Source organism: Picosynechococcus sp. NKBG15041c (assembly GCF_055380235.1).
Map to the genome: position 1 here is coordinate 2,286,453 of NZ_AP040363.1, position 23,676 is coordinate 2,310,128.

Sequence of the window (23,676 nt, forward strand, 5' to 3'; positions counted from 1 at the left end):
GGGTGATTGATTCATGAAAAAAACCTTCGGCTTTGCCCGTTCCGAAAAAGAAGCAGTTATGCTGAAATGGCGACCTTGCCCCTGGGATTAGACCAAATATTCTCCCGCCGTTATCGCAAAATTAACAACCATGAAAGTCGGACTCCAAGCACTCCTGAGCGATGCTCACCTCGATGCCAATCAGCCCCAAAGTCAACGGCAACTTTCCATTTCGATTGGGGCGATCGCCGCTGATTCCCAAAATGCCCTCCCCCTAAACCTGTGCCTGGTGCTTGACCATAGTGGCTCCATGGCCGGGCAACCCTTGCGCACCGTTAAGGAAGCCGCTTTACAACTGGTCGATCAACTCCAGCCGGGCGATCGCCTCTCTGTCATTGCCTTTGACCACAAGGCCAAAGTGATTGTCGCCAACCAAGAAGTCACAGACAAGGCCCAGATCAAAGCCAAAATCAACCGCCTCGAAGCCGCTGGGGGAACATGTATCGACGATGGGCTCAAGCTTGGCCTCCAGGAACTCACCAGTAGCCCAGGAAAACGAGTTGCCCAAGTTTTTATGCTCACCGATGGAGAAAATGAACATGGCGACAATGGCCGCTGCTTAGAAATTGCCAAAGTTGCCGCCGAATATGGAGTCACCTTCAACACCCTCGGTTTTGGAGAAAATTGGAACCAAGACGTCCTCGAAACCATCGCCGACGCTGCCAATGGTAGTCTGGCCTACATTGAAGCACCAGACCAAGCCCTGAGGGAATTTGAACGGCTCCTCCAACGCGCTCAGTCGGTGGGACTCACCAATGCCCAATTGCTGCTACAACTGACCCCGGGGGCACGGCTGGCCGACCTCAAACCCCTCGCCCAAGTTGCTCCAGAAACCATCGAACTCCCCGTGCAACGGGAGGGGGATTTCTACGGGGTGCGCCTGGGGGATCTCTTAACCGATGTTCCTCGGATTATTTTGGCTAATCTCTACATCGATCAACTCCCCCCAGGCCAGCAGACCATTGCCCTGGCCCAGGTACGCTATGACGACCCTGCCACTGGTCAAACGCGTCTTATGTCTGAAAGTATGCCTGTGACAGTGGCGGTACAGAGTCAATATCAGCCAGCCCCGAACCCCGCTGTGCAGCAGTCAATCCTTGCCCTCGCAAAATATCGTCAAACCCAATTAGCCGAAGATAAACTCAAGGCAGGCGATCGCCAAGGGGCCGCAACCCTCTTGCAAACGGCAGCCCAAACAGCGATTCAATTGGGAGATAAAAACGCCGCAACTGTCCTTCAGCAAAACGCCACCCAACTCCAGTCTGGGCAAGCACTCTCAGAAGGCGATCGCAAACGGACGCGCATTGCCGCCAAAACCATGATTCAACCCTAATATCCCAAGGGATTAAGATTCTTCGTCAAATTCCACCTGGACTGTTGCCTCCTCAAAGCTCACCACATCTCCGTGGCGGAGCTTGCGTTTGCGCCGGGTTTCTGTTTCTCCGTTGACTTCCACAAAACCCCCTTGAATCACCAGTTTGGCTTGGCCCCCTGTGGTGACGAGGTCTGTGATTTTCAAAAATTGATCCAATTGGATCGTCGGTTCGTCGCTAGGCACTTGGGTCATTGGGGTCGAAAAAATCGCGAAAAAAGAAAGTTAGAGGGTTGTCGCAAAAAGCTGTTGCACTTCTTGCCAAGCTGCTTGGGCCGCCTGTTTATTGTAGCTGGCACGGCGATCGCAAAAAAAGCCGTGGTCTGCCCCGTCATAGCGAAAAATTCTGTGCTCAATCTGGTGGGTCTTGAGGGCCGCTTCAATTTGATCGATCTGTTCTGAAGGAATCGATTGATCCGCTAGGCCAAAAAAGCCATACAGTTTCCCCTGGATCTGGGCGGTGTAATCAAGGGTCACTCTATTGGACTCTCCAGGACACCAAGTGGTAATCCCAGCCCCATAAAAAGAAGCCGTTGCCTTAATTGCGGGTAAGGTCGCCCCCAGATAAGTGACATGGCCCCCAAAGCAAAAACCGATGGCCCCAACCCCTGTTTGTTTTACCTGGGGCAAACCGTAGAGATAGTCGATTGTCGCCTGAAGATCGCTCAATAACTCTGTTGCCTTTGTCTGTTCTTTGTACTGACGGCCCAGTTGAATATCTGCTGGGGTATACCCTGCCTCAAAGCCTGGGGCCAGACGCTGATAAAGAGCTGGGGCGATCGCCACATAGCCCAATTGTGCAACGCGATCTGTGACATCGCGAATGTGGCTATTCACCCCAAAAATTTCTTGGACTACGACCACCGCTGGTAACGGCTCTAAGGTGACTGGATAGCTCACATAGGCGGCAATCTCCAGGTCACCATTGGGAATTTGTACTGTTTCTCTCTGGAGTTGGGGCATCACGAAAAACTACTGAACAATCACGTCTGGTCTTCCATTGTAAAGGGGATGCTTCCAGGCGATCGCTTCCCTGGGATACGTACAAAAAGAGGGGGTATTTTCCCCCTCTCATCACGTACTCTTTACGTCAAATTTGCCAAATGACTCGAGCTAAAATCCCTAACGTTTTGGCAGAAATGCCATTGGGTTGGTTGCACCATTGCCGCTGGGGTGAATTTCAAAGTGGAGGTGAGGGCCAGTACTGAACCCTGTACTTCCCATGGCTGCAATATGTTGACCCTGTTTCACCTGTTGGCCCTGACGCACCAAAAGGCGGCTATTGTGGGCATAGAGGGTTACACTGCCATCAGCATGGCGAATTCTCACCAGGTTGCCATAACCCCCAGAATTCCACCCTGCTGTAATCACTTCACCGCTAGCAGCAGCAAAAATTGGCGTTCCTGTGGGTGCCGCAATATCGATCCCCCGGTGCATCCGTCCCCAACGGGGGCCATAACCGGAAGTCAATGTGCCTTGGGCTGGCCAGATATAGCCCGCAAAAACATCTGCGCCGGGTAAATAGTTATCGGGGGAAGCGAGGGGAGGTAGTTCTGGGGTAACCGTCTCACCGACAGATAGACGAAGCATCGCATTGTAGTTAGCCACGTTGCCACTAGGGGCTGCTGCAATCTGTTGGGGTTCTTCCTGAACAGTTGTTTCCCGGGTTGCAGTGCTGGTGCTCTCTGCGGTTTGCTCTTGCCACTCGGGGTTAACGACCGAGACCGGGGAGCTGGGGCGGTTATTGGCAGTGGTGCCACTGTTGTTGGGCGCAGGTACGCGAAGACTGACAGAATTTGGCTGCTGTTGATAGTCTTGGCGAAGTCGAGTGATGTCGGCCTGGAGTCTTGCTACGGCAGCTTCTGTATTGCGCTCGACATTACTGTCTACACTCTTTGCCTCTGCGGGGGCAAGCACAGCTGAGACTCCGGGTTGCACCCTAGACTGAGACAGGGACGCAGCGTTGGCCAAGGTTGCACTGTTACGGTTCACGCCTTGATTAACCTCCGTGGGAGGAATAAGAGCCACGAATTCTTGTTGTTGGGCCTGGGGCTGCTGTTGAGCGCGGGCCGGAATGTTCAGCCGTTGACCGACCAAAATGATGTCAGGATTTGCAAGCCGGTTAGCGGCAATCAATTCGCGCCCTTGGAGACCATAGCGACGGGCGATCGCATACAGGCTTTCTCCGGCTCGTACCACATGCACTTGGGGCACAGAACCAGAAGAGGTGGCAACCAATACTTCTGGCTGGCGCGTGGATACTTCTACTTTTTCAGCGGGACGAACGAGGGGAGTTGAAGCGCTGTTGGGGGCCACCGGGACAGTGAGGGTCACCGAACGGGACGGTTCAACTTTATCTCCTGATTTTGTTTCCACCACCACTTCGGTAGGGGTCAAGGTTTGAGGCCGTGGTGGTTCTGGCAAACGGGCCGTAGTTGAGACGGCATTGTTCGCGATGAGGGTTTCTGGATCAGGGCTTGCATCAGCACTGGGCGCGATATATTCCCGCGGTTGCGGCACGGAAATCACCACAGTATCTTGGGAGGCCTCAGTGGATTCTTCGGGGGTCAGGACTGTGGAGCTAATCAGCGTTTCCGGCTTTGGGGCATCCACGGCAGTATCAAAAACCACGGCTTCAGTGGGCTGGCTTCTGAGGGATTGAATACTTTCGACGAGCTTGTCTTGCTCAGCACGTAGCGCAGAGGGGACAGCCTCTGGTGCAGCGGGAATAGGTTCTGCATCAACCAGGGCTTGGGAAGGGAGGTTAAGGGCCGCGACTTCCACGCTAGGTCTGGGAGAGGACGGCTGGCTTGTGGGCGCGATCACCGTCGGTCTAATTTCAGGCTGCCTAGACGACCCATTCAAAGGGGCAGGCACTTTCAGGGATTGGCCGACCACCAAAGTACTTTCGACGGTGGTGTTGTTTAACGCGGCGATCGCCTCAGGGGAGACACCATAGCGTTGTGCGATGGACCAAAACGTATCAGCTTCAGCAACGATGTGCTTGATGGCGGGTAGTTCAGGCTCAACCCTACTGACAGAATTTGAACTTACAGCAGCGACTAGCTGGGGAGTTTCAATCTCCGGGGCCGTTGCTAAAGTAACTGGAGCAGGAATCATAAATGTTTCTCCTTGGGAAAAAAGACGGTTGGTTTGTGAATGGAGTAAAGCCGTGGCTTCTTTGGCGGATGTTTGGTGCGCCAGTTCCCGAAAACTGTACAAATTCCAAATGGAAGGGTAAAAAACGGGAGAAGCAGTAAAAGTTTTCCAAACCGTTGGCCTACTCTCAGTGGAGAAATAGGCGGGAAATCGATTACTTTAGGCCGGCTTTACTGACGTCACCGAAAGAATGCTGAATCTCAATGAGAGTAGGGATCAACTCCGAGGCGACGCCTTTCAAAAACAACCTTCTGTTTATGTCGAGCAGCGAATTAACTTTGCTTTGTGTCGCAAATAAATCCGTAATTCCACCGACTGATCATGACCGAGATCCCTTAAATTGGGCCTCTGATGAATGTCTAGGAAAGGTTACCCTGGTTTTTTCCTTTTAACAAGTCTGGGTTGATATATTTTGATTTTTCTTGAAAAAAATAGCCCGGCTACAAAGTAATCCAGGATACAGAATGGCGCAATTTTTAGTTGATATTTAGCAGCCATTTTTTTGGCTAAAAATTGACTAGCATATTTTTTTTGAATTGACAGTGTTCAGCCCCCAATCCATTGCCAGTCAAGTTTTTCTCAGGTTACAACATCATGACATAAGCTAGTATTTTTGTTTTAAAGAGATTGGGGGAGTAAAAATTTTTACCCCCTTGCTTGTTGCTTTTAGAGCACCGTGCAAAGGGGCTGATAGAAATTTCTTATCAACTAAAACTAGAGTCCTAATTGACGGCGTACTTCAAAGAGTCCGACTGCTGCGCTGACAGAAAGATTGAGACTTCGAACATGGGTGCCATTAATGGGAATTGTGAGTGTTGCATCGCACTGCTGGAGGAGTTCTGGGGGGAGACCTTTGGTTTCACTGCCAAATAGTAGCCAGTCATTGGGTTGATAGGTGAATTCGGTATAGCGGCTCGCCCCCCGGACGCTGTAGCCCAGAAGACGACCGCCTCTGCTGCTTTGGGCTTGGAGAAAATGTTCGAGGTCGGGATGAAACGTCAATTTGACATGGGGCCAATAGTCAAGGCCAGCGCGCTTGAGATAACGATCGCCAATTTCAAAACCCAAGGGGCCGACCAAGTGTAATTCTGTATCGGTGGCGGCGCAGGTGCGGGCAATATTGCCAGTATTGGGGGGAATTTGGGGATGAACGAGAACCAGTTGGGGCATGAATAGATTAGAAAAAATTATAAGTGAAGGAAAAATCGACAGAATTTGCCAGGGGCAGTCTACCTAGGCTACAAGGACAGATGGTTCACAAAGGTATTGGGCTAATTCTTGGTCGAGGGTTTCTGCTTCGGCGATCGCCTGTTGGATGATGGCCTCTAGGGATTGGCCCTGGGCCTGGGCCCGGAGCCACTGTTGGGCTTGATTACCTTCCCGAAGAAGTTTCTGTAAAGGGCTCAAGAAGCAAGCAAAACCCGCATTTTTGGCGAAGGGATAGACTTCCCCATAAATTTCTTGGATCCAATCCGAGGCGTTGATCGCTTGCCCTGTCCGCCAGTGAGTCAGGGTAGCCTCCAGGCTTAATTGAGCCGCCTGTTGTTCGTTGGCATCGGTAATTTCGAGGAGGCGATCAGGAGTCAGTTGACTAGATTTGAGAGGGTCTAGGTGGGGTTCGACCAGCAACTGTTGAATCCGTGCTTCCACAAAAGCGACGATCGCCAACAATTGCAGGGGGTGAATCACCAGATCACAAATTCTCAGCTCCAGGCGATTGAGAGAATAGGGGCGACGATCGCCATTAGGTCGCACCGCAGACCAAAGATGGCGAACATTTTGCATCGTTCCCAACCGGAGTTGTTCATTAGTCCAGTCAATGAAATGTTGATGACTTGTAAACAGTGGCACTTGGGCTGGAGTTTTGGGGAAAACTTGCCAGCGGCGGGAATGGGAACCCGTCACCTGGCCATCTAAAAACGGCGATGCAGCACTCAAGGCCAGAATTAACGGTGCTTCTAGACGCATCAAGCGACAGGCTCGCATCAACATCTCTGGATCCTCAATGCCGATATTGATATGGACACTTGCCGTTACCACATCAGTGCCATAGGTTTCTTCGATGTAGGCATGGTAGGGATTCTGAGGATCAGAGCGAAAGAAGTGCCGTGAATCACCAAGGGATAGGGTGCTACCTGGAATCAGCGTATATTCGCCGAGGGTTTTGAGGTATTGACGCAACTGGAGACGAGGCTGCAAAATCGCACAGAGCAAACTTTCATAGCTGCAACAGGGAGGCGTTGTGTATTCCACATTGCGGTTATCGGGTTCCCGGACAAAACCATCGAGGGCTTTGACGATTTGATCGGATAGACCAATAATTTCTCCGGTGGGTGTACCTGTATAAATCTCGATTTCTAAGCCTTTCGATAGCAGCAAAATATATCCTCAAATCCTGGCGGTGGTAAGGATGAATCCGAATAGATTCTCCAGCGATACACTATTTTAAGCTGCGGCTTTGATCCTTTTTAGAAAATTTTTTCCTGGCCTAGGGGAATTTTTGCGTTAATATACCAGTCTCTGTTTAATAAATCTTGTTTTCAAAACCACGCTAACCATGAGTCAATGCACTGTTCAGGATAAAACTGCCAGCACTTTGCCCCTGGATACCCGGGTCAAATATCTTTCGATCCAAGCGGAATTAGAGTTGCTCCTCCAGCAAGTCCGCTCTAATCCCCAGAAGCGAGGGAATGTCTAAGTTTGAGAGTTATGTTGCCACCTATCTAAAATTCTTGTAAAAAAGTCGCTCACCTTCTTTTGTAACTAGAGGAATTACTGTGGTGAATCCTCTGGGGGGAACCATGGCAAAGGTCTTTGAGCTTCGCTATATTGGGCGGTAATTTGACCAAAGTCTGTGCCGCACCTATGACAACCTTCCAGCCAGAAACTCAAGTCACGAAGCCCTCTCCCCTCTCTAAGACCAAATTTCTCTCCATTGGCATCTCGGCCCATGGCACGATCGCGATCGGGATTTCGGCCCATGGTATTGTGGCGATTGGCGTTGCGACCCACGGCATTATCTCCATTGGGGCGGTGGCGATGGGGGTTATTTCTTGTGGACTGGTGTCAATGGGGGCTTTGAGTGTGGGGGCCGTTTCGATGGGGCTCTATTCTTTTGGGCGCCAAAATATGTCCCTCCATCAACCCCACCAGCACAGCTTACCCATTGATAGAGACCATTCCACGATGCCTAGTGCTGACTATGAGGGCCACCACCACTAGGGTGCTTTGTCGCGGTTGGCCTTGAGGGCGATGATTTCTTCGCAGCTGACTCGCTTTAGATTGACATTACGACCATCACTCAATTCATTGCGATTTAAAGTCCAGTTTTCTTGGGACTGCTGCACATCATTTTCGATCTCGGTGGTGATTGAAGCGTTTAGGGTTTCTTCAGTGAGAATACCGGCAATATTTTGAACGTAAGAGGTGTAATAGCCTTCCTCTGCGTTGGTAATGGTTGCTTCGAGAGTCCCGCTGACATCTTGGCTGGGTTCTACGAGAAATTCGGCGATCGCCTGGAAGGTCTCTTCTTCGGTGCGATAACAGTAAGCCCCTGCATCAAGGGTTAGTTTACTCGTGCTGTCCTGGCCCGTATTTTGATCCGGTTGTGTGGCGATCGGTTCTCCTTGGACCAGCAAGTTGTCTGCTGGCGTTTCATTCTGGGGAACGGTTGGTTGATTAGGGCGAGCCGCCGATTCAGGGGGAGTTGTCTCCCCGCAGGCGCCCAAAAGCAGCAGCGCCAACAGCGAGATGGGCCACAAAAATTTTGCCTTTTGTCTCATCGGCGATAGGACAACCATAGAAGACTACCTAAAAGAATTGATAACTCTATTCTATTCGGGCTAGGGGGAAGACAAAAAAAGAAGGCGATCGCCATTGAATCACCTCCAAAACATGATTGTTTGATATTTTTCTCGCCTTAACCATCGAGTAAGGCTTCCACAAACTCATAGCTCGAAAAAGGCCGCAGGTCTTCAATGCCTTCCCCCGCGCCGATAAAGCGAATTGGTAACCCAAGCTGTTGACTCACCGCCAGGGCCACACCGCCCCGGGCTGTACCGTCTAATTTCGTCAGGACAACGCCGCTGAGTTTAGCCGCCTCTGAGAACACCTGGGCCTGGCGCAAACCATTTTGACCGAGAGTCGCATCTAGAACCAAAAGGGATTCCACCTTGGCATCGGGGGCTTTTTTGTCAACAATGCGCCGGATTTTTGCCAGCTCATCCATCAGGTTTTTCTTATTCTGTAAACGACCAGCGGTATCCACCAGGAGAATTTGGGACTGGCGGGACTGGGCGGCGGTAATGCCATCAAACACCACCGCAGCGGGATCGGTATTTTTGCCAGGGTTGGCGATCACGGGGGTATCGGTGCGATCGCCCCACACTTTCACCTGCTCCACGGCGGCGGCCCGGAAGGTATCCGCAGCGGCAATCACACAGCTGTATCCCGATTGATTCGCCAGGTGGGCTAGTTTACCGATGGTGGTGGTTTTTCCCGCACCATTGACGCCAGTAAGCATCCAGATATTAAGTCGATCTGCCTCGGGAGCAAATTCTGTCGTCGCAAGTTTCGCCAGGGGTTTATCGAGGATGTCCCGGAGAATTTCTTTGAGATAGGCGATCGCCGCTTCGGGGGGCAACGCTTCCTGGCGCAGTTTTTCCTGGAGGGTTTCGATGATGTAGTCGGTGGCTTCGACGCCCACATCCGCCTGGAGTAGGAGGGATTCGATTTCTAAGACAGCTTCATCGTTGAGAGGCCCTTGGCCAACCACAGCCTTCAATTGATTGACCAAACTGCGGCGGGTTTTCCCGAGGCCTTCCCGCAGCTTCTTTAACCATTCGATTTCTTCAAGGGAAATGTCATTAACGTCGCGCCCCTGATCAGCGAGCACCTTGGCCGACCAGAGGAAATTTTCGTCAAACTCTAACCCTTCTGTGTCAATGGCTGTTTCCTTCAGCTTTTCAAGGCCGTCGGATTTTTGCATCCAAGCAGGAACGGCCGCCTGGGTCTCCGGTTCAGGTTCTGGGGCAGTCTCCGTAACAGTTGGCGTTTCCGTTGGTTCAGGCGTGGCGACAAATGCGGCGGGTACGGCTTCGGGTTCTGGGGTAATGACTTCAGCAATGGGTTCTGAATCTAATGCTGCTTCAGGTGCCGGGGCGACGGGTTCAGCAAGCTCAGATGTTACTTCTGGGATGGATTCTGGTTCGGGAGTTTCAGAGACAGTCTCTGCGATCGCCTCCGGTTCCACCACTGCGGCTTCCGGGGGTGCTGCAGCTTCTAATTCTGTTTCGACAGGCGTTGCTTCAGGTTCGGGGGCGGCAGGTACTGCTTCTAGTCCCTTTTTTTCTTGGATATTTTTGTAGGCAGATTTGGCCCAGGTGAGGTAGTCAATTTCTGGGGTGGCCGTTGGTTCTGGGGCAGTTTCTTCTGGCGTAGTATCCTCAACCGGTGTTTTTACAGCGGGCGGTTCAGGAGTGTCTTGGGATTTGTCAGTTGTTTTGCGCCGAAACCAATCGAATATAGCCACAGAAATTCCTAGCAACGTAAATGAACTGTTCTCATTATTATGGCTCGATCAGGGTTTGTAAACGGAGGATTTCCCGACCATCTAGGCATTTGCGGCAGGGCGGTTTGGTATGATCGATCAATGGTGTTTTTCCACTGAAATTCGATTTTGTGATTGGGCGATCGCCTACTTTTTTCTATCTATGAATTTACCGAAGGATAGTTTGCTCAAAGGGGTGGATAACCGGGAGGCCCTCAGTCGGATCCTCGACCAGGCTGATCAGGCGATTCGCACTTGGGAAATTGTCCAGACAGATTTCCTCTCGCCCCCCGTCCTCTACGAAGCGCTGGAAATTTTTGGCAAGCTGACGGAAGTTCATGTGGTCCATGGGGGCGGCTATCCCCAGGCAGAACGGCAACGGCTGGCGATCGCCCGGGAAGAAATTCCCCTCGATGACAATCATGTAGAAATTGCGGCCCTCGACATCGCGGGCAACTTTCTCTTCGACACCGCCACCCACCGGGATTTTCTCGGTTCTCTGTTGGGCACTGGCCTCGTGCGAGATAAGGTAGGGGACATTCTTGTTTTAGGCGATCGCGGTGGTCAGGCGATCGTTGTGCCAGAACTGGTGTCTTTCCTGGAAACATCTCTGGTGCAGGTGCGCTCTGTGCCGGTGAAAACCCGCGCCATTCCCCTCGAAGAATTAAAGGTACGCCCACCGAAGAAAAAAGAACTCACCACCGTGGAAGCTTCCCTCCGCCTCGATGCGATCGCCTCCGCTGGTTTGGGCATGTCTCGCTCGAAAATGGCCGAGGCGATCGCCGGGGGGAATGTGCGGGTCAACTGGAAAACGATCACCCAGAGCAGCTACAACATCAAAGCCGGCGATCTGATTTCCCTGCGGGGTAAAGGGCGCGTCGAAGTGGGAGAAATCACCGTCACCAAAAAAGAACGCTACCGCATTGCCCTCACCCGTTTTGTTTAACCATTGGCTTTCATCAACTGATAGAGGCGTTTAAATTCCCGTTGTTGCACCCCATGGTCAACGATCGCCTCCGGGTAGTTATATTGACGGCGAATCAAGCTCGGAATTTTGCCCGTCAGCAAAACTTGAGTATCCAGCTTAGATAATTCCGGCAGCCACTGGCGGATATAATCCCCTTCGCTGTCGAATTTTTGCGCTTGGGTATAGGGGTTAAAAATCCGCAAGGGTTTAGGATCCATGCCACTGGAGGCGCTCCACTGCCAGCCACCATTGTTCGCCGAGAGATCCCCATCGACGAGGGTCTGCATAAAATATTTTTCGCCCCAACGCCAATCGATAATCAAATCCTTCGTGAGAAAGCTGGCGACGATCATCCGACAACGGTTGTGCATCCAGCCTGTTTCGTTCAGTTGGCGCATGGCTGCATCGATAATTGGATAGCCCGTCTGACCCTGGCACCAGGCTCGAAATTTTTGCTCGTCGTTTTCCCAGGGGAATGTTTTGAAATCTTCGCGGTAGGGTCCCTGGGCCAGTTCCGGGAAAAAGAAAAGGCAATGTTGATAGAATTCCCGCCAGGCCAGTTCCTGCTGCCAAGTTTTTACGCCGGCCTCTGCCTCCTCACTGCGACAATGTTCTAGGGCCGTTTCTGTAGCCTGCCAGACTGTGCGAATGCCAATCGCCCCAAATTTCAAAGCGGCACTGAGGCGGGATGTCCCCTCAACGGCGGGAAAGTTGCGATCGCCGTCGTATTGTTCAATAAAGTTTTCGGTAAAGCGCGTGAGTCGTTCCAGGCTGGCCGCTTCCCCCACCGGCACCGTAAAGGGTTTGTCCCAACTAAAGCCTAGATCCGCCAAGGTCGGTAAGGCGATCGCCCCCAGACTTTCGGCCACTTTATTTTCTGCGTCCGTTAACCCCTGGCAAGCTTTGGGGGTCGCCACGGGGGCCGCCTTTGTTTTTTGGGACCAATTTTTCCAGAAGGGCGAATAAACGGTGTAGGGCTTTTTCGACTGGGTAAACACCTTCCCCGGCCCATGGAGCAGCTGATCCCAAAAAGTTTCCACCTTGACGGCGACTTTACGGAGGGCGATCGCCATTTGGTGGTCCCGCTGTTGGGCGTAGGGTTCCACATCCAGATTCCAGTAGACGGTATGGGCTTTTAAGGATTCCGCTACCTTCGGCAACACTTCCAGGGGATTCCCGCGAAAAAGTAAAAGCTGACTACCGACTTTTTGGTAATGTTCTGCCAATTCTGCCAGGCAAGCCAACAGGTATTTCACCCGGGCTGGGGCCACGTCGTCTTTTTCTAAAATGGCCGGATCCAGACAAAAAATACCGACCACCTTTGCCGATTGTTGCCGTGCTTCAGCCAGGGCGACATTATCATGCAGCCGCAGATCCCGCCGATGCCAATGTAAAACCAGTTCACCCATCCTTAAAAATTGCCCCATTGAACGCGGCTTATATGGTAATTGAGCTGCAAAAAAGGAGCAAGGTCATACCCTGCTCCTCTAATTGATGATTGTTCCCCTAAAACAGATTATTCAGTTCTACCAGAGGATTCCTGTAACCCCATCATGTGGGCATTGCTCTTGCCAGGGATAACCATCGGGTAGCAGTTTTCATCCTTTTTCACCCGGACATCCAACAGCACCGGGCCGTCATGGGCCAACATTTCGGCGATCGCCCCGGCCAAATTATCTGGGTGATCCACCACCATGCCCTTAATGCCAAAGGCCTGGGCGAGCAGTTCAAAGTTGGGCATCCCCGCTTCCATATTGGAGGATGAATAGCGCTGACCATAGAAGTTTTGCTGCCATTGGCGCACCATTCCCTGCCAGCCATTGTTAAGGATCACAGTTTTGACGTTAATGTCGTAATGGGCGAGGGTGGCCAGCTCCTGTAAACACATCTGGAAACTCGCATCGCCGCTGATACAAATGACCTCTTCGTCGGCGATCGCCACCTTGGCACCTAGGGCCGCCGGCAAACCAAAACCCATGGTCCCCAGACCCGCACTAGAAATCCAGCGGCGGGGGCCATTTTTCAGGAACTGGGCAGCCCACATCTGGTGCTGACCCACATCGGTGGTGTAGTAGGCATGGGGTGCTTGGCGGTCTAATTCGACGATCACCGACTGGGGCGAAATCGCGTCTGCAAAGCGGGGCGCCACTAAAGGATACTTTTGTTTCCAGCCTTGGATTTTATGTAGCCATTCCTCAGTGGGTTTGTTGCCGAGGGGAAGGCCCTTACTGCCCAACTGCTGCAACATTTCGATCAGTACCCGGCGTACATCCCCAACGATCGCCACCTCAGGCGCTCGGTTTTTACCCACCTCGGCGGGGTCAATATCAATGTGAATTACCTTTGCTTCCGAGGCAAATTCGTCCAGTTTGCCAGTCACCCGGTCATCAAAACGGGCTCCCACCGCGATCAGAAGGTCACACTCGCTTACGGCGAAGTTGGCATAGGCAGAACCATGCATCCCCAACATCCCCACAGAGAGAGGGTTATGCTCATCAAAGGCCCCCAGACCCATGAGGGTGGTGGTTACGGGAATCTGGAACTGTTCTGCCAATTCTTTGATTTCGGCGTGGGCACCAGAGGTAATCGCGCCACCACCAACATAGAGTAAAGGTTTGCGAGATTCAGAAATGAGCCGTACCGCCTCGCTAATTTTCGAGGTGTCTCCTTCCACGCGGGGTCTGTAGCCGGGGATATGTACGTCACCGGGTTCCACGGGGATATATTCACAAAGCTCTAGGCCCACATCCTTCGGAATGTCTACCAGGACAGGACCAGGGCGGCCGGTGCTGGCGATGTAAAAGGCTTCAGCCACGATCCGTGCCATGTCCTTCGGGTCCCGCACCACATAGGAATGCTTGACTACGGGGAGAGTGATCCCAAAAATATCAGTTTCCTGGAACGCATCGGTGCCGATCGCTGCCCGAGAAACCTGACCAGTGATCACTACCATGGGGATCGAGTCCATGTGGGCAGTGGCAATGCCCGTTACGAGGTTGGTGGCCCCAGGGCCGGAAGTACCAAAGCAAACGCCCACTTTCCCTGTAGCCCGGGCGTAACCGTCGGCGGCATGGGAAGCCCCCTGCTCGTGACGCACCAGGATATGTTTGATTTCCCCCCGCTCTTCCACTGGGTGTAAGGCATCATAGATCGGCAAAATTGCCCCACCAGGATAGCCAAAAATATATTCGACACCATGGCGCTTGAGGCTATCGATCAAAATATATGCACCAGAACGAACCTCTGAACGGACAGCAGTCTCAGTTACTGCGGGGGAAGTTGTTGAAACCACGGGATCTACCTAAGGGATAACTTAAAGGACGAGGATTACACCAGAAAATAATCCGTTTGCTTCCCCATAATTCTTTCCAATGGGGGGATAGATTATTTTGGCGTTTTGTTGTAAGGAAGCCTACATTTTAAAAGAATTCATGCAAGCTGTCGAGATACTGTATCATGGGCTGCTTTTAAGTTAGATCAGCTCATTTTTTTCAGGCCATTTCTTGTAAAGGTTCTGTTACAAAAACGTCAGTAAATAATCACTCGGAGGACTCTCCCCTAACCCCCCCAAGGGAAGGATACCTCTCTTTCATGTCCCCCTCCGTGGGAGAGGCTAGGGGAGGGTTGTTTTCCCCCTGGAGCCTTAACCCCCCTCTGCCTTCGGCATCTCCCCCCGAGGGGAGACTCCCCTCTCCGGGAGGGTCACCCAGCAATTACGCTACACCCCCCTTTCATGTCCCTCTCTTGGGAGGATTTAGAGGAGGGTTATTTTTTCTTCGGTGGCTTGAAGCAGAGGATAGAGGGGGCCGAGTTGTTCGCTCCCATTGGTGCCGAAGTCGCTATGACAGAGATAAATCTGGATGTCGGTGCGGGCCAGGAGGTCTTGGACAATGTCCTGGAGCCGCTGCCGATCGCCTTTTTGTTCCGCCGCGATCGACCAGGGTTGGCCATCCCAGTTTTTTAAGAAGACACCGTAGCCAAACAGGGTTGCGGCGCCGCCTTTTTCCCAGAGGCGCGACCCCACATCCAGCCAAAATTGGTAGGGATGCCGGCGGCGATCGCCCCGGTATTGAAAAATCGTCGCTAGGGTGACGGCATTGCGGGGCTGGTGGTTGAATTGCTGTTGGGGACGGGGATTTGTGGTGATGGTATCTTCCTGGAGCAGTTGAATAAATTCCCGAATTTGGGCGCTGATTGACAGATTTTGATGCAGGCGATCGCCACATTGCCAGAAATGCTGGGCCGTTTCCATCAGTTCCCGAAAAGTGGCCAGTTGACTGTAGTCGGGGGACAGTTTTTGCAGGTAAAAATCCTGGATTGCCCGGTTGAGGGTTTCCAAAACCCCCTGGGGCGTGAGGGAGCCCGTCGTTTGGGCCTGGTGGAGCCATTGGCAGATCTGTGTGTAGGCGGTGCTGGCTTGGTAACCGAGGCGATCGCCCCGGGCCATGGTTACCACCGGGAGCAGTTGGGGCCGTTCTGGATCGGGCTGGAAACAGTAGTCCACCAACAAACCCGCGCGGACAGGGTCAATGGCAGGTTTCCCCTGGGGGGTCTGGGACAGGAGAATCAGCATTTCTGCCACATCGGCCCCATAGATGAGGCGACCACAGCCGGGATAAATCAACGCTAAAAGGGTGACGAATGATCGCCCCCAGGGAGAGCTGTAGAGGGGGCGCTGCTCCTGGAGCGGTTCGAGGGGAATATTGACGGCGGCGAGGCCATCCATCAGGGTATAGCGGGCTACTTCGTCTAAGCCAGGGGCAATGATGGCAATGTCCCCAGGGGCGACCCCTTGGTCTTTGACGAGGTGTTGAATCTGTTCGGTAACCCGGGTCAGCAGTTGGGCGCGGGCGATCGCCTGGATTGATTGCATTTGGGTGGGCAGTCGCTTGCCTAGGGCACGGTGCTCAAGGTAACCCTGGACCTGTGCCCCGAGGCTGCCCACCAAGCCAGCTTCCCGCCCGAGGGCAATGACCTGACAACATTTAGACAGATTTTGCCAATGGTCAGGATCGGCCCCCAAGCCGAGGCGCACCCGGCCCACCGGATTTTCTGTAAATACAGCATGACAGCCTTGGTCTAACAGCACCGTAGCGATCGCCTGGGCGATCGCCGGATAATCCTGCACATCGTCGGCAAAAATCGCCCGAAACCGTTTCCCCAGGGAAGCTCGATAGGTTTTGTTCGGGAGTAAATGTTGCCCATAAAGTTCATAGAGAATGCCATAGGTGAGGAAGCCCCGCTCTAAGCACCAATCCCGCCATTGCAAAATCAGCTCCCCGGCAGTCGCGGTGAATGCGGTCAGGCGATCGCCAAACCCAGCCATGGCCGTCAGCCCCGTTAAGAGGGATAAGTTTCCCTGGTGCAGCCGTTGGGGAATCTCTTCGGCCCCGATCCCCGCCGCCCCCGCGAGGAATAATAAATCCAACAGACGCCGTACCAGGCGATTTTGATAGCGCTCATTGGGGGGCAACTCCCAGGTGCTAAGGGTGTCTGCCCACAGTTCCCGAGCTAACTTTTGCTCCATCTCTGGCCGCAGGCGCAGGGGCAAATCTCCCTTGAGTTCTAGGGGGGTGGCGATTAGGGGCCAAAACAGCTTTACTTCGTCTTGAATAAAAGCGATCGCCGTTTTGCTCGTAAAGGGATAGGTGCCGTTCAGTTCTGTTTGTAGCCGTGTCGCTAAATCCCATTGGTTGCGGTTATTGGCCGCCAGCACCAGCAGCCCCGGCACAGCGATCGCCCGACAGTCCTGGGCCTCGACCCAAGTTTTGATCTGATTGACCAATGCGGTGGTTTTTCCCGACTGCGATCGCCCTTGCAACCAAATTCTGCCCATTAAACGCCTATCAATTTTCGACAATTCTTCTACAATGATGACCTAGCACAGATCCCATCGCCAAAAATTTCCCCCGCAGGGGAGCGAGAGAGGTGGTCGATAGGCCGGAGGGGGTCAAACCCCCCAGGGGAAAAAGAAAGGTCTACTTACCAGTAGCGCAGTTGGTGGGTAATCCTTCCTACAGAGGGGAACAAGAAAAGTTCTTCCCCGGGGAGGAGATGCCGGAAGTACAAGGGGGTAATCTCTCAAAAAACAAAAATTAGGAGGGCGGAGACCACAAATGCCAAACAACTTCATCAAAAAAGCCCGCCGCTGGTTCTACGACACCCCAGACCGGGCCTTAGAACAAGCTTACCGAGCTGCCCTCCAGATCCAGGCGATCGAACTCGAGCACTTTGGCGGTAAACCCGTCTCCGGTCGCCATGCCGACTATAGCGATAGCGTGATCCGTTACTTTCAGGGAGAAGTTCGCAAACAGCTCAAAATTATTCAAGTGCGCCTCCGGGAATTTCGCTCCTTTAATAGCATCGTCCCCGTCTCTGAGGCCACCCTCCAAAAAAAAGCCAGCAATGCCTACTACCCCGACGCCACCGATAAACCCACCGTCATCGTCGAAAAATTGCGCTTCATCGATGAAATTACCGGGCGCTATGGCCGTGGTCTCTCTAAGCAATCCGTCGCCCTGATCCCCCTCGATCGCCCCCAAACAACCGAGACTGGGGGGGACATTTCTGCCCCTAAACCACAGGTTGAAACGGTTTCTGATAAAACGGGCCTCCTGCCCCGCTCGATCCTCCGCACCTTTTCCCGCATCCAGCAGGAGATCGACCCAAAATCCCAGGAAGCAGAGGAGGAAGTGGTTAGCAAATTCCGGCGATCGCGTGACAAAACCGCCATCTCGATCAAATTCCTGCTAACCCTGGTGATTGTGCCCTTGTTGGTGCATCAATTGGCAAAAATTGCGGTGATGCCCTTTGTAGAAACCCACTTTTTGACGGAATCGAGCCCTACCCTTTTTGCAAACCAAGACCTAGAAGATGAAGCTTTTAGGGAATTGGAACGTTACCGCTCCACCCTAGAGATGCGCCAATTGGTCGGCCTCGCCCCCCCTCTTGATGATGCCGAAATCACGACTAGGGTCAAGGAAAAAGCCACTGAGATTGCCCAGCGCTACCGGGCCGAGAGTCTCAATGCCTATGGCAATATTTTTGCGGATATTTTTAGCTTTTTCGCTTTTGTGGGGGTGTTACTGGTTAGTCAGCGAGAAATCGCAATGCTCAAGGGCTTTTTGGATGAGGTTGTCTATGGCCTGAGTGATTCAGCTAAGGCATTTTTGATTATTTTGTTTACGGATATTTTTGTGGGCTATCACTCACCCCATGGCTGGGAAGTGATCCTCGAAAATGTAGCGAAACATTTCGGCATCGCCGAGAGCCGGGATTTTAATTTCCTGTTTATTGCGACATTCCCAGTCATTCTCGATACAGTCTTAAAATACTGGATTTTCCGTTACCTCAATCGCATTTCCCCCTCAGCCGTCGCCACCTACCGCAACATGAATGAATAGAACAAAATCCTCCCTTGAGGGAGGTGTCGAAGGCGGAGGGTGTCCTCCCCTTGAGGGAAGTGACCGCTAGACCGGAAAGTGTTCTCTTCTTGAGGGAAGCCCTTGGAAAGCCCAATGGCCTTGATTCAGTCATTAATGAGCATCACAAGCTAAACCAATTCACTAACTCTAGGTCTTCGAAACATTGAAAATCTTTCGTGTTGCGCGTTACCAAAGTTAAACTATTGACAACGGCGATCGCCCCAATTTGACTATCAACCCAGGACGATGTTTTGCCTTGCGCCCCCAGATAGGCTCGTACTTGGCCATGCCAAACCGCTGCCCTTTGATCATAATCAAAAACCTTGAGCCCACCGTGCAGCAAATTCTGTACATATTGCGCAATTCGTTCGCGCTTCTTTGATGAAGGCAATCTTTGGTAGCCAAATACCAGTTCATGGATGACGAGAGAAGCCGTTGCCACCTCATGTTGATGTTTTTCTAAAGATAATAAAACTTTGGGATTGGGGACTAATTGCAGTGGCTCCGAGAGGATATTTGTATCCAGAAGAAACTTTAATGTCATAACTCTACATCGCGCCCAAGCTGATGATCGCGTAAATCGATGAAAAATAAATCATCGACTAATCCTTCTCCTGTCGCCTCAATTTCTGTTCGCATTTTGCTGAGAGCTTGCCACCATGGTGTGGGCGATCGCTCGGGTACCACTTCCAGAGAAACCAGCGCTCCATCTGGAATGTCTAATGCTTCCAATAGCTCAATGTGTTGACCACGTTTAATTCCCTGAATCTGCATCTTTAAACTCCTTCTCTATTTAGCTCGATCTTATCTCACCTCAGAAAGGCAATGGTTGACTCATGCTGTGGGGTTTGTGCCGCAGGCAGAGGGGGGTTAGCCTCCAGGAGAAAAAAGAAATACTGATTTATAGGTAGCGCAGTTGGTGGGTAACCCTCCCCTAGCCCCTCCCATGGAGGGGAACATGAAAGATCTCCCCTTGAGGGGAGTTAGAGAGGTGTTCTCCCCGAAGAAAGGATCATCGAAGCGGGGGATATTAGCGATCGGTTAAAACTGTTTTGTAATGCACACCATCGCAGCGGGTGGCATCGGCATCAAAGGTCGCGGCGGGATTCAGTTGCATGCCGCCCTGGCTAAAGGAACCGGAGCCATCAATCACTTCGAGGGGAATATTTGCGGCAGTCAGTTGCTCTTCGCAGACAATTGACTTTAGGGTCACAACGCCATTAGCGGAATATAAAACGACGCCAGCACCGTAATCTTTTACGGCTAAAGTATCTTGGGGGTTGGCAAAAAGAAAGGTAGCAGCGGGAATAGAAGTATTATCTATTAAGCCTGGTGTGCCACCTGTATAAGCATCTTTATAAGTATAATTTTCGGTGACGACGGGAATGCCAAAAACAAGCTCAGAAATAGAATCAGCAAAGCGGCTTTCTTCTTGATAAAAACCGAGTTGACTGCGGTTAATCACGCCCATCGTATTGCGGGCTTCTGTTTGGCGAGCTTTAGAAGACATACTCAAATAGGCAGGCCAGGCAATAGCAGATAAAATCGCGATCATAACTATCGCCATCAACAACTCAAGCACAGTCAAGCCTCGAATTTGAAAAAGTTGGTAACTTCTATGGCCAAGATTTTGTTGATACTTCTGATTTGACAAATACAGTAGAAGAATCATGTTTCATGATTTTTGTGATTTCTAATTTAAATACTTGATTTTTTTTACATAAAAAGCCAGCTTTATAATCAAAAAACTAAAGCTGGCTTTAATTTGCAGAAACTAGGTTCTGTTAATTCGCAAAGAACTCCTGAATATTTGCTTGAAATAAGTCTATTGCTAGGTTATGTAATAAGCTTAAGCTATTTAAACATCACCAAGTTCTGTACTAACTGCATTGCAACTAACAGCATCACCTGCATTAGTCGCGCTAGTGCTAAAGACCATTTCTGCACCACCATCTTGAACAGCTGTGTTTTCTTCACAGATAGCGGTAGTTGTAGTCGTATTAGTATTTGGAGCAGTACCCTCAGTAAACACAACTGCCCCAGCTGCATAATCTCTCACAGCCTGTTGATCTGCTGCTGTTGCGAAAATTGCAGCAGTACCAGCAGTGGCAATATTGAACTCACCTGCAGTACCAGCACCATTAACTGTGTCAGTATAGGCATAGTTTTCCGTGCTATCAGCCAGACCAAGACCAAGATTGGCGATTGTATCGGTGAACTCCTGTTGTTCTAAATAGTAAGCCTGTTGGGCTTTGTTCAAGGAAGCCAGCGCCTGTTTCGCTTCAGATTGACGCGCTTTTGCTGCCTGGTTCAAGAATGCAGGAAGCGCGATAGCGGACAGAATACCGATGATGATGATTACAACCAACAGCTCAATGAGGGTGAAACCCTTGTCAGCTTTCTTCTTGTTGAGTTGTTGCAGAAGCTTAAAAGTAAAATTTTTCATGGGGAATATCTCCTTATCCCGGCCTAGACCGAAATCATTTATCCGTTAGTCCTAAGTTACCCAGCCCATTTTTTTTCCTATCACCCCCCCAAAAAAATCCTCCCTTGAGGGAGGTGGCACTGAGCCCCAGCGAAGTGACGGAGGGTGTCAATCCTCCAGGGAAACAAAAGAAAATGTCGGTCAGTTCCGAGATTGGTGAGTGACCCTCCCAAGAGGAGAATGTCGGTGGGGAGCGCAGTTGGTGAATAACTCTCTCCTAACCCCTCCAGCGGAGGGGGAGAAGAAAAGGCGGAAGTGTGTAAGATTGTGAAAAAAAAATGGTGCTCTGCCATGCCCCGTAAAATACACCCCTACAATCCCATCCTGAAAGAACGCGCCCGCGAACTCCGCAAAACCATGACCAGGGGCGAAGTGATTCTTTGGCAACACCTCCGCAGGAGACAGGTGCTCGGCGTTAGCTTCCTGCGTCAACGCTCCATTGACCAATTTATCGTTGACTTTTATTGCAAAGACTGGGATCTAGCCATAGAGATTGATGGCAGTAGTCACGACAGCCTCGCCGCCCAAGAACACGACGCTTACCGCCAAGCCCGTCTCGAAGCCCTAGGGATTAGTTTCCTCCGTTTCAGCGAATATGACGCCCAAAATCATCCCGATGCCATTATTGAAACCATTGCGCAGTGGCTCCTCACCCATCCTCCAAAAAATCCTCCCTTGGGGGAGGTGGCCGATAGGCCATAGGGGATTCTCCCCTCGGGGGGAGATGCCGTCAGGCAGAGGGGGGGTTAAGCTCCAGGGGAAAAATTACCCTCCCCTAGCCCTTTCAGCGGAGGGAGACAAGAGTTGCCAGGGGGTTACTGGTCTTGCAACTCCAGAAGGATGAAGATAAAGCACACCTGTTTGGTATGATGCTGGGACTCTAAACATTTCTACATATAGAAACGAACAACTCATGGCACCAGACTTCCCATGGTTGACGGCAATGATTGCCCTGCCAGCTCTTTCGACCCTATTGATTCCGCTGCTTCCTGACAAAGAAGGAAAAACTGTGCGCTGGTATGCCCTAATCGTCGGTTTAGTCGATTTTGCGCTGATGTGCTTTGCCTTTTGGCAACATTTTGACCCCCAGGCCACTGAGTTTCAATTGGCAGAAAGCTACAACTGGCTGCCGTCCCTAGGAATCCAATGGAGTTTGGCGGTGGATGGTATTTCTGCCCCCCTCGTCCTCTTGGCTGGTTTTGTGACGACTCTTTCGATGTTTTCTGCCTGGCAAGTAGACCGACGGCCCCGGCTATTTTACGCCTTGATGCTGCTGCTCTATTCAGCACAGATCGGTGTTTTCGTCGCCAAAGATCTATTCTTGTTCTTCTTGATGTGGGAAATAGAATTGATTCCGGTGTACCTCCTCGTTTGCATTTGGGGCGGTAAACGGCGACGCTATGCCGCCATGAAATTTTTGCTCTACACCGCTGCTGCTTCGATCTTCATCCTGGTGGCAGCCCTTGCCCTTAGTCTAAATGTCGCTGGTGGGCCGAACTTTGATCTGGCGGCGATCGCCCGACAGGACTATCCCCTAAATTTGCAAATGTGGCTCTACGGCGGGCTACTGGTTGCTTTTGGCGTTAAGCTTGCCATTTTCCCCCTCCACACTTGGTTACCCGATGCCCACGGGGAGGCCTCTTCCCCCGTTTCGATGCTCCTGGCAGGGGTATTGCTCAAAATGGGAGGCTACGGCCTGATGCGTTTCAATATGGAACTGCTCCCCGATGCCCATGTGCGGTTTGCGCCCCTCCTGGTGATTTTGGGGGTCGTCAATATTGTCTATGGTGCGTTTAGTTCCTTTGGCCAAACCAACATGAAGCGCCGCCTTGCCTATTCTTCTATTTCTCATATGGGCTTTGTGTTAATTGGTCTCGCCTCCTTTACAGACCTCGGGATCAACGGTGCCATGCTGCAAATGCTCTCCCATGGGTTGATTGCTTCGGTGCTCTTTTTCCTCGCTGGGGTGACCTACGATCGCACCAAAACCATGGTCCTCGCCGAAATTGGTGGCTTAGGTCAAGTAATGCCCAAAGTATTTGCCCTATTTACCGTGGGTGCTCTGGCTTCCCTGGCGTTGCCGGGGATGAGTGGCTTTGTGGGGGAACTGTCAGTGTTTGTGGGCCTTGCCACCAGTGATACCTATAGTGCGACTTTCCGCACGATTACGGTCTTTCTTGCTGCGGTTGGGGTTATTCTCACGCCGATTTATTTGCTGTCGATGCTCCGGGAAATGTTCTATACCCGCGATTTCGATCTGAGTTGCGACCTCGGTCAAGCTACCAGTGTGGCGGTTGTCGGGAATGCGCCCGTTTGCTTTGGTAATGACTGCGTTCTGCCCAGTAATGCTGTCTACGAAGATGCCCGTCCTCGGGAAATCTTTATCGCTGCCTGCTTTACGATTTTGATCATTGGGGTGGGTTTATATCCGAAATTACTGATGCAAATGTACGATGCCAAAACCCAATCCTTGAACGCGACGGTGAGTCAAATTCAGGCGATCGCCCAGCAACCGGAGCCGCCTCAACTGGCCCTCTAGGTTTCGTTGTCACCAATAAAAAAAGCCTCCCCTAGGGGAGGCTTTTTTCTGGCTTAATATCTCCTCTAAGGGAAGATCATGGCTTGCTGGAAACTAGAAAAATCATCTCCAGGGGGCAGTGCCACCAGACAGAAGGGGAGAGA

At 51.7% G+C, this 23,676-nt stretch carries 21 protein-coding genes; 7 read left to right on the plus strand and 14 right to left on the minus strand.

Translation table 11 applies throughout. The features are described from left to right. The first annotated feature begins 130 nt into the window (after nucleotides 1–130). Nucleotides 131–1,372: a vWA domain-containing protein gene (locus ACZ45B_RS11000; protein ID WP_024545053.1), complete on the plus strand. Its 1,242-nt coding sequence runs from the start codon at nucleotides 131–133 to the stop codon at nucleotides 1,370–1,372. A 12-nt stretch (nucleotides 1,373–1,384) separates the two neighbouring features. Here ACZ45B_RS11000 and ACZ45B_RS11005 read toward each other — a convergent pair whose 3' ends face one another. The 5 genes from ACZ45B_RS11005 to gshA form a co-directional block, all read right to left on the minus strand. Next, nucleotides 1,385–1,606: an RNA-binding S4 domain-containing protein gene (locus tag ACZ45B_RS11005; RefSeq protein WP_024545054.1), complete on the minus strand. Its 222-nt coding sequence runs from the start codon at nucleotides 1,604–1,606 to the stop codon at nucleotides 1,385–1,387. A gap of 30 nt (nucleotides 1,607–1,636) precedes the next feature. After that, on the minus strand, nucleotides 1,637–2,374 hold the full coding sequence (locus ACZ45B_RS11010; protein WP_024545055.1) for a dienelactone hydrolase family protein: 738 nt from the start codon (nucleotides 2,372–2,374) through the stop codon (nucleotides 1,637–1,639). 159 nt (nucleotides 2,375–2,533) lie between these two features. Continuing rightward, the gene (locus ACZ45B_RS11015; RefSeq protein ID WP_038027802.1) at nucleotides 2,534–4,531 is read right to left on the minus strand and encodes a peptidoglycan DD-metalloendopeptidase family protein; all 1,998 of its coding nucleotides are present in this window, start codon (nucleotides 4,529–4,531) and stop codon (nucleotides 2,534–2,536) included. Between the two features lie 753 nt (nucleotides 4,532–5,284). Further along, on the minus strand, nucleotides 5,285–5,740 hold the full coding sequence (locus ACZ45B_RS11020) for a tRNA (cytidine(34)-2'-O)-methyltransferase (protein ID WP_024545056.1): 456 nt from the start codon (nucleotides 5,738–5,740) through the stop codon (nucleotides 5,285–5,287). A 63-nt stretch (nucleotides 5,741–5,803) separates the two neighbouring features. Next, on the minus strand, nucleotides 5,804–6,949 hold the full coding sequence (gene gshA / locus ACZ45B_RS11025; RefSeq protein WP_024545057.1) for a glutamate--cysteine ligase: 1,146 nt from the start codon (nucleotides 6,947–6,949) through the stop codon (nucleotides 5,804–5,806). A 178-nt stretch (nucleotides 6,950–7,127) separates the two neighbouring features. Between gshA and ACZ45B_RS11030 the strand changes: the two genes are divergently transcribed. Both ACZ45B_RS11030 and ACZ45B_RS11035 read left to right on the plus strand, forming a co-directional pair. Then, the gene (locus ACZ45B_RS11030) at nucleotides 7,128–7,268 is read left to right on the plus strand and encodes a hypothetical protein (RefSeq protein ID WP_164494887.1); all 141 of its coding nucleotides are present in this window, start codon (nucleotides 7,128–7,130) and stop codon (nucleotides 7,266–7,268) included. A gap of 167 nt (nucleotides 7,269–7,435) precedes the next feature. Beyond that, nucleotides 7,436–7,792, plus strand: a complete 357-nt coding sequence (locus ACZ45B_RS11035) for a hypothetical protein (protein WP_024545058.1) — start codon at nucleotides 7,436–7,438, stop codon at nucleotides 7,790–7,792. Here the strand turns inward: ACZ45B_RS11035 and ACZ45B_RS11040 are convergent. Next, nucleotides 7,789–8,370: a hypothetical protein gene (locus ACZ45B_RS11040; RefSeq protein WP_051352888.1), complete on the minus strand. Its 582-nt coding sequence runs from the start codon at nucleotides 8,368–8,370 to the stop codon at nucleotides 7,789–7,791. The genes ACZ45B_RS11035 and ACZ45B_RS11040 overlap by 4 nt on opposite strands. 119 nt (nucleotides 8,371–8,489) lie before the next feature. Then, nucleotides 8,490–10,100: a signal recognition particle-docking protein FtsY gene (gene ftsY / locus ACZ45B_RS11045; protein WP_148293404.1), complete on the minus strand. Its 1,611-nt coding sequence runs from the start codon at nucleotides 10,098–10,100 to the stop codon at nucleotides 8,490–8,492. A gap of 181 nt (nucleotides 10,101–10,281) precedes the next feature. Here ftsY and ACZ45B_RS11050 point away from each other — a divergent pair, with 181 nt between their 5' ends. Further along, nucleotides 10,282–11,064: a photosystem II S4 domain protein gene (locus tag ACZ45B_RS11050; protein ID WP_024545061.1), complete on the plus strand. Its 783-nt coding sequence runs from the start codon at nucleotides 10,282–10,284 to the stop codon at nucleotides 11,062–11,064. On the opposite strand, the gene ACZ45B_RS11055 is transcribed toward ACZ45B_RS11050, so the two are convergent. The 3 genes from ACZ45B_RS11055 to ACZ45B_RS11065 form a co-directional block, all read right to left on the minus strand. Then, entirely contained in the window at nucleotides 11,061–12,494 is a 1,434-nt protein-coding gene (locus ACZ45B_RS11055) for an FAD-binding domain-containing protein (protein WP_024545062.1), read from the minus strand. The two genes, ACZ45B_RS11050 and ACZ45B_RS11055, sit on opposite strands and share 4 nt — an antisense overlap. Before the next feature lie 107 nt (nucleotides 12,495–12,601). Next, nucleotides 12,602–14,377, minus strand: coding sequence for a biosynthetic-type acetolactate synthase large subunit (ilvB, locus tag ACZ45B_RS11060; protein ID WP_024545063.1), 1,776 nt, complete (start codon nucleotides 14,375–14,377; stop codon nucleotides 12,602–12,604). 462 nt (nucleotides 14,378–14,839) lie between these two features. Beyond that, on the minus strand, nucleotides 14,840–16,921 hold the full coding sequence (locus tag ACZ45B_RS11065; RefSeq protein WP_024545064.1) for a hypothetical protein: 2,082 nt from the start codon (nucleotides 16,919–16,921) through the stop codon (nucleotides 14,840–14,842). A 280-nt stretch (nucleotides 16,922–17,201) separates the two neighbouring features. On the opposite strand from ACZ45B_RS11065, the gene ACZ45B_RS11070 reads away from it, so the two are divergent. After that, entirely contained in the window at nucleotides 17,202–18,488 is a 1,287-nt protein-coding gene (locus tag ACZ45B_RS11070) for a proton extrusion protein PcxA (protein ID WP_024545065.1), read from the plus strand. Between the two features lie 142 nt (nucleotides 18,489–18,630). Here the strand turns inward: ACZ45B_RS11070 and ACZ45B_RS11075 are convergent, their stop codons facing one another. The 4 genes from ACZ45B_RS11075 to ACZ45B_RS11090 all read right to left on the minus strand — a co-directional run bounded on the left by ACZ45B_RS11075 (nucleotide 18,631) and on the right by ACZ45B_RS11090 (nucleotide 20,955). Continuing rightward, nucleotides 18,631–19,053, minus strand: a complete 423-nt coding sequence (locus ACZ45B_RS11075) for a type II toxin-antitoxin system VapC family toxin (RefSeq protein WP_024545066.1) — start codon at nucleotides 19,051–19,053, stop codon at nucleotides 18,631–18,633. Beyond that, nucleotides 19,050–19,283: a hypothetical protein gene (locus ACZ45B_RS11080; protein ID WP_024545067.1), complete on the minus strand. Its 234-nt coding sequence runs from the start codon at nucleotides 19,281–19,283 to the stop codon at nucleotides 19,050–19,052. Before ACZ45B_RS11080 ends, ACZ45B_RS11075 begins: the two co-directional genes overlap by 4 nt. A gap of 256 nt (nucleotides 19,284–19,539) precedes the next feature. After that, nucleotides 19,540–20,064 (minus strand): type IV pilin-like G/H family protein, encoded by a 525-nt coding sequence (locus tag ACZ45B_RS11085; protein ID WP_051352889.1) that lies wholly within the window; start codon nucleotides 20,062–20,064, stop codon nucleotides 19,540–19,542. A 303-nt stretch (nucleotides 20,065–20,367) separates the two neighbouring features. Further along, a complete protein-coding gene (locus tag ACZ45B_RS11090; RefSeq protein ID WP_024545069.1) occupies nucleotides 20,368–20,955 on the minus strand; it encodes a type IV pilin-like G/H family protein in 588 nt (195 codons plus the stop codon). Nucleotides 20,956–21,285: 330 nt separating this feature from the next. Here ACZ45B_RS11090 and ACZ45B_RS11095 point away from each other — a divergent pair, with 330 nt between their 5' ends. Both ACZ45B_RS11095 and ACZ45B_RS11100 read left to right on the plus strand, forming a co-directional pair. Continuing rightward, nucleotides 21,286–21,696, plus strand: a complete 411-nt coding sequence (locus ACZ45B_RS11095) for an endonuclease domain-containing protein (RefSeq protein WP_024545070.1) — start codon at nucleotides 21,286–21,288, stop codon at nucleotides 21,694–21,696. A 211-nt stretch (nucleotides 21,697–21,907) separates the two neighbouring features. After that, a complete protein-coding gene (locus ACZ45B_RS11100) occupies nucleotides 21,908–23,533 on the plus strand; it encodes an NAD(P)H-quinone oxidoreductase subunit 4 (RefSeq protein ID WP_024545071.1) in 1,626 nt (541 codons plus the stop codon). Nucleotides 23,534–23,676: the final 143 nt, after the last annotated feature.